The 12,258-nt window shown below is 65.5% G+C and carries 11 protein-coding genes; 8 read left to right on the top strand and 3 right to left on the bottom strand.

Annotation, left to right across the window (positions count from 1 at the left end; genetic code table 11):
- Positions 1–25: 25 nt before the first annotated feature.
- The 7 genes from AYJ54_RS43910 to AYJ54_RS43880 all read left to right on the top strand — a co-directional run bounded on the left by AYJ54_RS43910 (position 26) and on the right by AYJ54_RS43880 (position 7,149).
- Positions 26–646: a CMD domain protein gene (locus AYJ54_RS43910; RefSeq protein WP_063708760.1), complete on the top strand. Its 621-nt coding sequence runs from the start codon at positions 26–28 to the stop codon at positions 644–646.
- Positions 647–660: 14 nt separating this feature from the next.
- On the top strand, positions 661–1,245 hold the full coding sequence (locus AYJ54_RS43905) for an alkylhydroperoxidase domain protein (RefSeq protein ID WP_063708711.1): 585 nt from the start codon (positions 661–663) through the stop codon (positions 1,243–1,245).
- A 73-nt stretch (positions 1,246–1,318) separates the two neighbouring features.
- Positions 1,319–2,476: an ABC transporter substrate-binding protein gene (locus AYJ54_RS43900; protein ID WP_063708710.1), complete on the top strand. Its 1,158-nt coding sequence runs from the start codon at positions 1,319–1,321 to the stop codon at positions 2,474–2,476.
- A 54-nt stretch (positions 2,477–2,530) separates the two neighbouring features.
- Positions 2,531–4,354, top strand: coding sequence for an ABC transporter permease (locus tag AYJ54_RS43895; RefSeq protein ID WP_063708709.1), 1,824 nt, complete (start codon positions 2,531–2,533; stop codon positions 4,352–4,354).
- On the top strand, positions 4,354–5,229 hold the full coding sequence (locus tag AYJ54_RS43890; protein ID WP_245329313.1) for an ABC transporter ATP-binding protein: 876 nt from the start codon (positions 4,354–4,356) through the stop codon (positions 5,227–5,229). Before AYJ54_RS43895 ends, AYJ54_RS43890 begins: the two co-directional genes overlap by 1 nt.
- The gene (locus AYJ54_RS43885) at positions 5,226–5,972 is read left to right on the top strand and encodes an ABC transporter ATP-binding protein (RefSeq protein ID WP_063708708.1); all 747 of its coding nucleotides are present in this window, start codon (positions 5,226–5,228) and stop codon (positions 5,970–5,972) included. Before AYJ54_RS43890 ends, AYJ54_RS43885 begins: the two co-directional genes overlap by 4 nt.
- Before the next feature lie 106 nt (positions 5,973–6,078).
- On the top strand, positions 6,079–7,149 hold the full coding sequence (locus AYJ54_RS43880; protein ID WP_082906127.1) for a HoxN/HupN/NixA family nickel/cobalt transporter: 1,071 nt from the start codon (positions 6,079–6,081) through the stop codon (positions 7,147–7,149).
- A 349-nt stretch (positions 7,150–7,498) separates the two neighbouring features.
- Here AYJ54_RS43880 and AYJ54_RS43875 read toward each other — a convergent pair whose 3' ends face one another.
- Positions 7,499–9,010, bottom strand: coding sequence for a helicase HerA domain-containing protein (locus tag AYJ54_RS43875; RefSeq protein WP_063708706.1), 1,512 nt, complete (start codon positions 9,008–9,010; stop codon positions 7,499–7,501).
- A 144-nt stretch (positions 9,011–9,154) separates the two neighbouring features.
- Positions 9,155–9,979 (bottom strand): YkgJ family cysteine cluster protein, encoded by an 825-nt coding sequence (locus tag AYJ54_RS43870; RefSeq protein ID WP_063708705.1) that lies wholly within the window; start codon positions 9,977–9,979, stop codon positions 9,155–9,157.
- 288 nt (positions 9,980–10,267) lie between these two features.
- Between AYJ54_RS43870 and AYJ54_RS43865 the strand changes: the two genes are divergently transcribed.
- Positions 10,268–10,462 carry a hypothetical protein gene (locus AYJ54_RS43865; protein ID WP_063708704.1) on the top strand — a complete coding sequence of 65 codons (195 nt, stop codon included), beginning with the start codon at positions 10,268–10,270 and terminating at the stop codon, positions 10,460–10,462.
- A 35-nt stretch (positions 10,463–10,497) separates the two neighbouring features.
- Here AYJ54_RS43865 and AYJ54_RS43860 read toward each other — a convergent pair whose 3' ends face one another.
- Entirely contained in the window at positions 10,498–11,562 is a 1,065-nt protein-coding gene (locus tag AYJ54_RS43860; RefSeq protein WP_063708703.1) for a ketopantoate reductase family protein, read from the bottom strand.
- Positions 11,563–12,258 lie beyond the last annotated feature (696 nt).

The raw sequence follows: 12,258 nt of genomic DNA, 5'->3' as shown, positions 1-12,258 counted from the left end.
CAAGCGCGTTGCACGAGGCTGAATGATGAGCACGACGGATATCATCGACACGCTCGCCGGGATCGAGCCCGGATCGAGCCTGGACGCCATTCGCGCCCGGCGCGCGCAGGCGCGCGAGAACGCACAGAAGAGCTATCTCGCGCTGTTCGAGCCGATTGACGCCAGCGATTTCTCCATCGCGGAACGCGCGGCAGTCGCGCTATTCGTGACCGGGCTCCACGGCGAGTCCCCCGTGACCGCCTTCTATCGGGCGAAGCTTGCGGCCGAGGGAGCAAGCCTGGTCGAAGCGATCGAGGCCGAAATCGCGCGGGGCGAGACCTCGGGTCCGTACGGCGCCTTTCCTGCCGGACCGCTGTCGATGGAGAACAAGGCCGGCCTGATCTACCGCGTGGCTGCGGATCGCAAACCCGCCCTCGGCACCCGCCTCGCCGCTGCGCTCGAACATGCGCATCTCTTGGTATTGCGGCCGCGCGACGCGGCGTCCGCCGATATGAAGGCGCTGCTTGGCGCCGGCTGGTCGAACACCGGCATCGTTGCCTTGTCCCAGCTCGTCGCGTTCCTGTCGTTTCAGGTGCGCGTCGTCGCCGGCCTGCGCACGCTCGGCGCCTCGCTCGGGCGTCCGGCAAATGCCGCGGCAAGCGCGTAGGAGGAGGCTGCATCATGAGCGCTGCAAACACAGTCAATCCGCCCGTCCTATTCACCCAGGACGAACTGGGCTGGGTGGCATGGATTGATCCGCTGCCCGAGGCCGAGCTGACCGAGCGGCATTTTGCCGGCCTCGTCGATCGGTCCCGCGCCAAGTCCGAATATTTCCGCCTCCTGGTGCGCGATCCCGAAGTGCTGGAAGCCCGCACCAAGACCGACAAGGACATCTTCTACAACACCGCCGATGGCCTGCCGCGCGCCGAGCGTGAGCTCGCGGCCGCAGCGACCTCGCGCTACAACGGCTGCATCTATTGCGCCTCAGTGCATGCGCGCTTTGCCAGCACCTATTCCAAGCGCCGCGACGACGTGCAGCGGCTGCTCGACGAAGGCATCGGTGCCGATCTCGGCGAGCGCTGGAACGCGGTGGTCAGAGCGTCCGTCGCGCTGGCCGCGACGCCGATCGCGTTCGGCGAGGACAACATCAATGAGCTGCGCCGTGCGGGTCTCGACGATGCCGAGATCGTCGACGTCATCAACGGCGCATCGTTTTTCAACTGGGCCAACAGGCTGATGCTGTCGCTCGGCGAGCCGACAAAATAGGCATCTAGCGTGATCGATTCTTTGGCACAGAACTTGCGACAATTCTCCAACTTCTGAACGGATGGAGCCGAGTATGAGCAACATCGATCGTCGTACCCTGGTCAAGGGCTCTCTTGCCGCCATGATGGCGGGCGCGGCCTTCTCGCGGGCAGCCTTCGCGCAATCGTCAGAGCCGATCCTGCTCGGCGTCAGCGGTCCCTTGACAGGGCCGAACGCGCAATATGGCACGCAATGGAAGCAGGGCTTTGATCTCGCGCTGGACGAGATCCAGGCGGCCGGCGGCATCAACGGGCGTAAGCTCGCCTACAGCTTCGAGGACAGCCAGAGCGATCCGCGCCAGTCGGTGGCGATCGCCCAAAAATTCGTCTCCGATCCCAGGATCGTCATGGAGCTCGGCGATTTCTCCAGCCCGGCTTCGATGGCCGCGTCCCCGATCTATCAGCGGGGCGGGCTGGTGCAGTTCGGCTTCACCAACTCGCATCCCGATTTCACCAAGGGCGGCGACTTCATGTGGAGCACGTCCGTCAGCCAGGCCGACGAGCAGCCGCTCCTGGCGCAATATGCCGTGAAGCGCCTCGGCCTCAAGAAGCTCGCGGTGCTGCACCTCAACACCGATTGGGGCCGCACCAGCCGCGACTATTTCGTCAAGGCGGCCAAGGAATACGGCGCCGAGGTCGCGGTCACCGAGGGCTATATCGCGGAGGAGCGCGATTTCCGCTCGACGCTGGTGCGCGTCCGCGATGCCAACCCGGACGGGCTGATCCTGATCTCCTATTACTCGGACGGTGCGCTGATCGCGCGCCAGGCACGCCAGGTCGGCTTGAAGCAGACGATTTGCGCTGCAAGCTCGGTCTACTCGCCGAAATTTCTGGAGCTCGGCGGCGAGGCGGTCGAGGACGTTCACCTCGGCACCCGCTACTTCCCAGAGGATCCGCGGCCCGAGGTGCAGAAATTCATTGCGGGCTTCAAGAAGAAGTATAACGGGCAGGAGCCCGACGCCTTCAACGCCTATGCCTATGACGCGATGAACATGGCGGCCGCCGTCGTGAAGATCGGCGGCACCGACCGGCGCGCCATCCGCGATGCCTTCACCAAGGTCCGCGATGTCTCGAGCGTCATCTTCGGGACGGCGACGTTCGACGTCGAGACCCGCCGCGTCAAGGGCGCCATGAACGCCGAACTCGTCGTGCGCAAGGGCCAGTTCGCGCTTTGGGACGGCAAGCCGACCTGACATGATGGCCGGGGTGACCACTCCGGCCCGTTTTCCCTCCACTAGGAACGTCGCGTGTCCTCCTGGCTCGACTACACGATCAATGGGCTGATCGTCGGTAACGTCTACGCCCTCGTTGCGGTCGGGCTCGCGCTGATCTTCGGCGTCAGTCGCCTGATCAATTTTGCCCAGGGCTCGATCTATCTCGTCGGCGCCTATATCGGCTGGGTGGCGGTGGTGCAGCTGCATACGCCGCTGCCGCTTACCATCATCGTGGTCGCGCTCGCCGCCGCGCTTGTCGGACTGATCATCGAGCGGTTCGGCCTGCGTCCGCTCCAGAACTCGGCGCGGATCGCGCCGCTGCTTGCCACGATCGGCATCAGCTTCGTGCTCGACCAGATCGTCATGCTCACCTTCTCGCCCAACCCGCGCGCGCTGCCGAGCCAGTTGCCCGACGTGCGCTTCCAGGTCGGCAACGGGACGATCGGCCCGCTCGACCTCTTGATCGCCGGCGTCGGCCTCACCAGCGCGCTGCTGCTGTTCGTGTTCCTGCGCTACAGCAAGCTCGGCTGGGCGGTGCGGGCCACCGCGCAGGACCGCGACGCGGCGATGCAGATGGGCGTCGACGTCAATCGCGTCAATCAGGCTGTGTTCGGCATCGCGGCCGCGCTCGGCGGTGTCTCCGGCATGCTGGTCGGCATGTACTACAACCAGATCGACACGGCGATGAGCCTGCAGGCGACGCTCAAGGGCGTCGTCGCCGAGGTGGTCGGCGGCGCCGGCAACGTTCCCGGCGCCGTGGTCGGCAGCCTGCTGCTGGGACTGGTCGAAAGCTATGGCGTGGCGGTCTTCGGCACCAGCTATCGCAACCTGTTCGCGTTCCTGCTGCTGGTCCTGGTGCTCGTGCTGCGGCCGAACGGCCTGTTCGCAAGCGCGCGGCAGGCGCCGCCCGAGCCGCTCACCGGCACCTTCATCGCGCCGAGCCGCCCGGTTCGCATCCCCCGCTGGGCGCTGCTGATAGCGGTCGGCGGCTTCGCGATCCTGCCGCTGTTCCCGGTTTCCTTCTACGTGCTCCAGACCCTGATCAACGCCTGGCTGCTCGGCATGCTGGCGCTCAGCCTGACGCTGGTTGCGGGCACGATCGGGCAGGTCTCGCTCGGGCATGCAGCGCTGCTGGCGATCGGCGCCTATACCTCGGCGCTGCTCTCGTCGAGCTTTTCCGTTCCCGTCGGCCTCGCCGTCATCGCCGGCGGCCTGATGAGCGCCGCGCTCGGCACGACCCTGATCTCGCCGTCGTTCCGCCTGCGCGGGCACTACGTGTCGATCGCGACGCTCGCCATCGGCGAGATCGTGTCGCTGGTGATCCTGAACTGGGAGAGCGTGACCCGCGGTCCCATCGGCATCTCGGGGATTCCGCCCCTGTCGCTGTTTGGCTACGACCTGATCAGCGCATCGTCAGTCTACTGGTTCAGCTTCGCGGTCATGGTCGTGCTGGCACTGCTGCAGGGGCGGTTGCTCAACTCGCATCTCGGCCGCAGCTTCCGAGCCATCCGCGACGACGATATTGCCGCGCGCGCCTACGGCCTCAGCCTGAACCGCTACAAGTCGCTGGCCTTCATCTTCGGCGGCTTCGCCGCCGGCGTCAGCGGCGCCATCGCCGCGCATCTTTATTCCTACATCAATCACGAGACCTTCAACACGCAGCAATCCATCCTGGCGCTGACGGTCGTGATCCTCGGCGGGTTGGGCAATGTCGTCGGCGCCGTGGTCGGATCGGTGGCGCTGGTCGGCCTGCCAGAAGTCTTCCGGATCGCGGCGGAGTACCGCATCCTGATCTACGGCATCGTCCTCTTGCTGCTCGTGCGGTTCAGGCCGCAGGGCCTGCTGGGGACGATCTGATGGAGCAGCACGCGCATCGCACTGAGACGGCCGCCTCCGGCGCTCCCATGCTGTCCGTGCGCGGCCTGACGCGCCGTTTCGGCGGCCTCACCGCCGTCGACGCCATCGATCTCGACCTCGCCAAGGGCGAGCTGGTCAGCATCATCGGCCCGAACGGTGCCGGCAAGACGACCCTGTTCAACCTCGTAACGGGGCACGACAGGCCCGACGCCGGCGAGGTTCGCCTCGAGGGGCGCGACATCACAGGGCTTTCCCCGGAAACGCTGGCGGGGCAGGGCATCGCGCGCACCTTCCAGCTCGGCCGCGTCTTCGGCAATCTCAGCGTCATGGACAATGTCCTGATCGGCGCCCACACGCGGCTGCGCGCAGTCAAGCCGGCCGTGCCGGTGATCGGCCCGCTGCTGGAGCTCGGGCTGGCGCTGCTGCGCCCGGCAAGCGTCAAGGCGGAGGAGGAGCGGCTGCGCGAGGAGGTGAAAACCATTCTCGCGCGCTTCGGCGAGCGGCTGCTGCCGAGGATCGACCAGCCGGCCTATAGCCTGTCCTACGCCAATCGCCGCCGCGTCGAGATCGCGCGCGCACTCGCGCTGAAGCCGCGCCTGTTGCTGCTCGACGAGCCGACCGCCGGCATGAACCCGACCGAGACTGCGGAGATGCAGGCCCTCGTCGCCGAGCTGAAGGCGCAAGGCCTGACCATCCTCCTGATCGAGCACAAGCTCGAAATGGTCATGCGCCTCTCCGATCGCGTCATGGTCATGGACGAGGGCAAGAAGATCGCGGAAGGCGCGGGCGAAGACGTGCGCAACGATCCCAAGGTCATCGAGGCCTATCTCGGCCACGGCCTGGCGCGGAGCGAGGAACAGGAGACGGCGGCATGACGACCACTGCATCTCCTTCCGATCCACTGCTGGCATTATCGGGCGTCAACACCTTCTACGGCCAGGCGCAGGTGCATTTCGACCTCTCGATCAGCGTCGCGCGCGGTCACATCGTCTGCCTGCTCGGCGGCAATGCCAGCGGAAAATCGACGACCATGAAGATCATCCTGGGCCTGGTGAAGCCGCGTTCGGGCGACGTGACCTTCGACGGCGCCTCGCTGCTCGGACTATCCACGCCGCAGATCGTCCGCCGTGGCATCGCCTCTGTTCCCGAGGCACGCCGGCTGTTCGCCGACATGAGCGTCCGGGAGAACATCTTGATGGGCGCCTTCGTGCGGAGCGATCGCGCGGCGGTGGCGCAGGATCTCGAACGGATGCTCGCGCTCTTCCCAAAACTCGGGCAGCGGCTGTCGCAGCGCGCCGGCTCGCTGTCGGGCGGCGAGCAGCAGATGGTCGCGATGGCGCGCGCGCTGATGAGCCGGCCGCGGATGATCGTGATGGACGAGCCGACCATGGGTCTGTCGCCGCTCTACGTCGACCGCGTGCTGGAGCTGATCGGGACCATCAACCAGGAAGGCGTGTCGGTGTTCATGGTCGAGCAGAATGCGAGCCTCGCGCTCGAGATCGCGCATGAAGCCTACGTGCTCCAGACCGGCAGGATCGTGCTCTCCGGCCCCGCACGGGCGCTGAAGGATGATCCCCGGGTCCGCGACGCCTATCTCGGCGGCTCCGAGGCGGCGTAACGGGAGCCCTGCGCAAAACCCAACCCGGTCGCCCGGGATTGCACTAGCCAGTGTGATCATTCTGTGAAAAGATCATACTGCGGATGCGATCGGCGGGAATGGTTTCGTGACGAAGTGGTCTTTGCGGGTGGTCGAGCCCGGAGTAGCGCTGCTGTTCGGCGGGCTCGTCATAGCCAACACCGCCGCATGGGCCTGGGCCTTCGCGCTGTTTGCCGACCGGCCCGCGGTGATGGCGACCGCGCTGCTCGCCTGGGTGTTCGGCCTTCGCCACGCCGTGGATGCCGACCACATCGCCGCCATCGACAATGTCGTGCGCAAGCTGATGCATGCGGGCGAGGCGCCGCGAAGCGTCGGTCTCTACTTCGCGCTCGGCCATTCCACAGTCGTGGTGATCGCGACCGTGCTGCTCACGCTCGGCGCGATAAATTTTGGCGGCGACAGCCTGCTCAAGACCGTCGGCGGCCTGATCGGCACCTCGGTCTCCGCGATCTTCCTTCTGGTGATCGCAATCCTCAATCTCGTCATCTTCGCCGGCCTGTGGCGGACGTTTCGTAGCGCGCGCGAGCATGGGGTTCACGACGCCGAAGGGCTCGACAAACTTCTCGCCAGCCGCGGATTCCTGGCACGCCTGCTCTGTCCCATGTTCCGCCTGGTGACAAAGCCCTGGCACATGTATCCGCTCGGGCTGGTGTTCGGGCTCGGTTTCGACACCGCGACCGAGATCGGACTGATCGGCATCTCCGCCACGGAGGCCGCGCGTGGCGTGTCGCTGGTGCATGTCCTGGTATTCCCGGCGCTGTTCACCGCCGGCATGGCGCTGGTCGATACCGCCGACTCGGCGCTGATGGTGAGCGCCTATCGCTGGGCCTTCGTCGATCCCTTGCGAAAACTCTGGTACAACCTCACCATCACCGGTGCCTCCGTCGCGGTCGCGATGTTCGTCGGCGGCATCGAGGCGCTCGGGCTGATCGGCGACCGCCTCGATCGCTCCGGCGGGGTGTGGGCGCTGATCGACGGCCTCAACGGCTCGCTTGCGAACTTCGGCTTCGCGGTGATTGCGCTGTTCGCGATCGCCTGGCTCGTCTCGGTCGTGCTCTATCGCCGCGCCTTTGCGGACGACCCGTCGCGCGCCGCGTCAAAAGTGCTGGAATGCGTCGATGCGACCGAGGCGGCGTGAATGCGCCTTGCGCGGCACTATGTGCTGCACCCGGTCGAGCCGCTGACGTTCCGCATCACCATGGCCGGCACTTTCTGAAGCGGGGTTCGACCACCTAGAGCGAGTGGCTTTAGATTGAACCGATTGAGCCACGGGCTCGCTCAACCTCTCCCGCTTGCGGGGGAGGCATAGGCCGCCTTCGGCGGCCGTCCTCTAAGGGGCGCCGAGGCGAAGCCTCGGCTATGGCGAAGCGCCTGGTAGGGGCTCTCTCCACGTCGGGAGTGTCGATTGCGGAAGCACCCCCACCCCAGCCCTCCCCCGCAAGCGACCCGCAAGCGGGAGAGGGAGCGCACCTTCTTCGTGGCAGCAGTCAAGCAGAGGCAGCGCTCTGAGCCGGCTCCGCCGGCTGGTCATCGCCGTTGGGGTCGCCGGGCGCCGTCGCCCAGGCGAGCTCCACCAGCGTCACGATCCTGCGGCCACCGCCGTCGAGCTGGCAGACGATCAGGCCCTGCTCCTCCATGTAGCCAAGCAGGCGCTGCGCACGACGCAGCGAATGCGAGCCATAGGCGCGTGCGATCGCGGCATCGCCAGGGCACGGCCAGCCTTCCTTCGCCGCGCGCGCGATCATCATGAACACGCCTTGCATATCGTCGGGCAGGATGGAGGCGCGCAGCGTAACTTCCTGCCAGGCGTCATCCTCGGCGAGCTCAGTGCCGAGCCCCGCGCGCGCGTGCGTCAGCATGCGACGGAATTCGTTGAGGTCGGGCACGGCCGAGCCGAGGCCCTCGATGCGGCAGCGAACCACGAATTCCTGATAGAGCACGCCGATCGCGCGGAAGCCGGCATCGGGCTCGGCGAGTACCGCGCGCAAGGTCCGGTCGACGCGTTCACGCCGCTCTGCCAGCTCTTCGGCGCTGACCGGCAACTCGATTGCATCGGGGCGCGTTTCCGGCGCTGCCGACTTCGCCGCCCTGAGCTGTTCGAGCAGATCCGGCGCCGGCCGGCGCTGCGGCCGGTTCGGCTCCAGTGGCGGCGCGGCGAGGATCACCGCGCGCGCATCCTCCAGCGTCGCTTCCGGCAGGGGCATGAGGCGCGGCGTGGAATTGCGCGGCTTCGTATCGGTCGGGCCGATGTGCAGACGCAGCGGCCGGCGCGACAGCGCCGGGCCCAGCGCCATGAACTGTCCGCGCTCGAGATCGCGAAAGGTCTCCGCCTGTCGCCGTTCCATGCCGAGCAGGTCGGCGGCGCGCGCCATGTCGATGTCGAGGAAGGTCCGGCCCATCAGGAAATTGGAGGCTTCGGCCGCGACGTTCTTGGCCAGTTTTGCCAGCCGCTGGGTCGCGATGATGCCGGCAAGCCCGCGCTTGCGGCCGCGGCACATCAGATTGGTCATCGCGCCGAGCGAGAGTTTTCGCGCCTCGTCCGATACCTCGCCGGCGACGGCCGGCGCGAACAGCTGCGCTTCGTCCACGACCACGAGCATCGGGTACCAATGGTCGCGCCCGATGTCGAACAGGCCGCCGAGAAATGCCGCGGCACGCCGCATCTGGTTCTCGGCATCCAGCCCTTCGAGATTGAGCACGGTGGAGACGCGATGCAGCCGCGCGCGCTCGCCGGCGACCTGAAGGCCGCGCTCGGTGTGATCCTCGGCGTCGATCACGAGATGGCCGAAGTGCTCGGCCAGCGTGACGAAATCGCCCTCGGGGTCGATGATGGCCTGCTGCACCCAGGGCGCGCTCTGCTCCAGCAGCCGCCGCAACAGATGCGATTTGCCGGAGCCGGAATTGCCCTGCACCAGGAGGCGGGTCGCCAGCAGTTCCTCGAGGTCCATGGCCGCCGCGGCGCCCGCCGTGGTCTGCCCCATCTCGATCGCAACCGTCATGTCCCGACTCAAACCCTCGCCTTCCGGGAAGCGGCTTATCAACCCGATCGCGGCCCGTCGAGCCGACCATGGCGAATCACGCCGCGTTGCCCACGGCCGCGTTCAGGGAACAGGTCGGCGCGTGTTCGGGCGTGATCGCGCCGTTCAGGTGCCAGCGTGATTCGACAAGCGGAGCAGGGCAGGTCGGTAAGGCGGGTGGGGGTCGTCGTCTTCGTTCTCAGGAATGGCGCAGGAGCCGAATTCCTGCCTGATGCGGTCGATCTCGGCGACGCGCTCGTGCAGCCGCTGCAGATGCTCGGGCGATTTCGCCTTCCAGAAGCGGAACGTGTCTGAAGTCAGGGGCAGGAACGCCGTGCCGAAAAGCGTGGGATCGGGGACGATGGTGCGCCCGAGCAGCAGGAACCTGTCGGGGCCTGAGACGACGAGGGTCGCATAACCGCGGTTTCCGATCCGCCTGATCCCATTCAGCGACCATTCGCACAATTTGCTGAAGTAAGGCTCTTCCCGCCAACGATCGGGGCAATGGTCATCGACCGTGACGTTGACCGCGTCCTGGCTGAAATGCACCACGAGGCCGGCCTTCTCGGGAAACCAGTCGTCGTCGAGATGGCCTTGCAGCCAGGCACAGACAAACGAGCGGCACATCTGCGGACGGCGGTCATAGATGGTGCATCCCGTGCCCGTCTGCCAATGCTTGCACAGCTGGTTCACCGGTTTGTCGACGGCGGCCACCTCGAGTATATCGCAGCAGGCGTTGCACGATCCGCATTGCCGGGAAGGCGGCGGAGGCGCCTGTCGCCCAGCTGCCCTGAAACCCTGGCCATCGCGAACGAGAAGCTTCTGCTTCTCCAGCGCGTTCAGCGCGCGCTCGACTTTGAGGCGGGACAATCCGGTCGCATCAACGATACCCTTCATCGTCGTCGCGCCTGCCTCCACCGCGCGAACGACCTGCAACGTCGCCTGATCCATCGTCTTCTACTTGTTCTTCCGCTTTCTGTCCGGCTGCCGGGGGAACCAGCATCTGGACCCGTCGCAGGCCGCGGGACAATCCGGCAACCCCATGTAACCGCATGTTACGTGCGGCAATTGCCGACACAAGACGTCGCACGTATGCAATGTTTGCGCAAATGGATGATGGTCCGGTTCGGACCAAAATCACGATGGAATTGCCGATTCCAGGTGCTTTCGTGCTCGGCCAGGCGCAGTTATGCTCGATATGGTACGGGCGCGCGAACGATTGTGACTGGATCAATCCTGATGAAATGGCCTCAGTGGTATCCGACGCGCGCCGACATCATCGGAATTTCGATCGCGCTCGCCGTGGCCTGCATCTTCGTGTTTGTCGTCGTCGGCTTTCCGAACTTTCATCAGGCAACGGGGTTCGGCCCGGACTGGGATTGCAAGGCCATGCCCAAGGGCGACCCGGTTTGCGTCAAGAAGCCGGGCCAATGAATGCTGGCGCGGCTTCCCCGCCGCGCCAGACCTCGTTACTGCGCGCCTGATCCGCCCTGCACGATCTTCTCGTTCAGCTTCTGATCGACGATCTCGACCGTGCGGTCGATCTCGGCATTGGGCGTGCCGAGCTGATGCGAGATCAGCTTCACCAGGAGATCGACGCGTTCGATGAAGGGCGCGCCGCTCGCGACAGCCCGCGCCGCCGATGACGGCTTGAGCAGGCTTTCAGCGGCCTTGGCGTATTTTGCGAACGGCACCTGGTCCTGCGGGTCGGCGCCGAGGCGCCGGGCGATCGCGTCGACATGATCGTAGATCGTCTGCGAGCGCGTGAGGTCGCTATGCACGGCGTCGCGGATCGACTGCGGATCGTGCGGCGTGATGCAGCGATAGTTGCCGGTGAGCAGCATCGACCATTTCGCCAGCGGCACGAACAGCGAGTCGAACACCTTCAGCTTCACCGGAACGTCCTGCCCGGCCAGCGTGACCGCATCGATGTCGGCTTCCAGCTCGCGCAGCACCTTGTTGTGCTTCTCGTCGGCGAACGCCGCCGCCTTGAAATTCGTGGGCAGGCCGACATGAAGCACGTTCGCCGCTTCTTCCGGCGGACGGAATGCCTGCGGATCGGGCGAGCATAGCGTCACCAGTCCCGGCTCGAACCGCTCCCACACCTGCGCATTGGTGTAGGCCTCCTCGAGATCCATGTCCACCAGCGCCGGAATGCGCTTGAGATAGGGCAGCGGCGGCATGTTCATGATCGAGAGGCACGGCAGCTTCGCCGCGGCGATCTTGACCATGAGAACGCGAACCGTGTGGTTGGTGTATTGCGGCTCCTGCATGGCGAGGCCGACCATGTCGTAGCGGGAGACGTCGACATTTGCGGGCGTCACCGCGTCCAGTTTGCCAGGCAGATCGCGCGAGAAGATCGCCCGGTGCACCGCCTCGTCGCGCAGCTTGATGCGCACCTCGGTACCGTCGCGATTGATGAGCTCCGCCGTCTTCGCGCGGCAGACCAGGGTGACGTTGTGTCCCGCCATCAACAGCTTCGTGCCGAGCAAGGAGCCGTAAGAGGCCCCCAGGATCAGGATGTTGCGCGCCATGCTTCTTCCCTCTGACAAATCATGCCGTTTTGGCCCCGGTCGTGGTCCCGGGGGGCGGGTTTGGGCGGCATGTAAAGCGAAGTGCCCCAAGATGGCAACTGGGATAATGCATACAAGGCGATCGCCGCGATCCCTGCTCCCTTCGCCTTTGACGATCGTGCTGCAGGTTGAATTGGCTCTTGACTGCCGGGCACGAAGGCCAGCGGCGCCTCGCGGGGCGGCAAACTTGCAGCCGGGGAAAGGCGGGGGCTCATTGCGATTGAGGCCGAGGCGGTTTTACTTCCAGAACAGTAGCAGCGCTATCAGCACGACCGGTACAAAACCCAGAACGACAATAAAGACTCGAAACAGGACTTCATTCGACATCCGCGCTGGTTACTTAAGGTGAAGCCGGATGGGATATGCAGTCTGTGCCATTTGCGGTTAGTACGGTCGTTACAATGTTTTTAGGTGCGAACCAAAATTTCAAACTGAGCCACGACCTTGACGGCGCCGCGACGGCAACCGTGACGAGGTCCAGCGTTGCCGACGGGCAAAACACCTGAGCCGCTTCCGAAGCTTGTCAAGTCGCGGCGCAAAAAATATTCCATTTTACCGAAATTCGGATTTGGCGTATATATTGCCGATCCCGGTCCACCAAGAGGGGCGATCGTACGTCGTCACGATTCGCGGGCCGGGTTGCGGTGGACGCGGCAG

Source organism: Bradyrhizobium centrolobii, from assembly GCF_001641635.1.
In the GTDB taxonomy this organism is placed as follows: domain Bacteria; phylum Pseudomonadota; class Alphaproteobacteria; order Rhizobiales; family Xanthobacteraceae; genus Bradyrhizobium; species Bradyrhizobium centrolobii.
This window is presented reverse-complemented; position numbering and strand designations above follow the sequence as displayed.

Coding starts and splice junctions, on each gene's coding strand:
- AYJ54_RS43885 (WP_063708708.1), top strand. CDS start 5,226: ATGACGACCACTGCATCTCCTTCCGATCCACTGCTGGCATTATCGGGC.
- AYJ54_RS43910 (WP_063708760.1), top strand. CDS start 26: ATGAGCACGACGGATATCATCGACACGCTCGCCGGGATCGAGCCCGGA.
- AYJ54_RS43860 (WP_063708703.1), bottom strand. CDS start 11,562: ATGGCGCGCAACATCCTGATCCTGGGGGCCTCTTACGGCTCCTTGCTC.
- AYJ54_RS43870 (WP_063708705.1), bottom strand. CDS start 9,979: ATGGATCAGGCGACGTTGCAGGTCGTTCGCGCGGTGGAGGCAGGCGCG.
- AYJ54_RS43900 (WP_063708710.1), top strand. CDS start 1,319: ATGAGCAACATCGATCGTCGTACCCTGGTCAAGGGCTCTCTTGCCGCC.
- AYJ54_RS43865 (WP_063708704.1), top strand. CDS start 10,268: ATGAAATGGCCTCAGTGGTATCCGACGCGCGCCGACATCATCGGAATT.
- AYJ54_RS43905 (WP_063708711.1), top strand. CDS start 661: ATGAGCGCTGCAAACACAGTCAATCCGCCCGTCCTATTCACCCAGGAC.
- AYJ54_RS43890 (WP_245329313.1), top strand. CDS start 4,354: ATGGAGCAGCACGCGCATCGCACTGAGACGGCCGCCTCCGGCGCTCCC.
- AYJ54_RS43875 (WP_063708706.1), bottom strand. CDS start 9,010: ATGACGGTTGCGATCGAGATGGGGCAGACCACGGCGGGCGCCGCGGCG.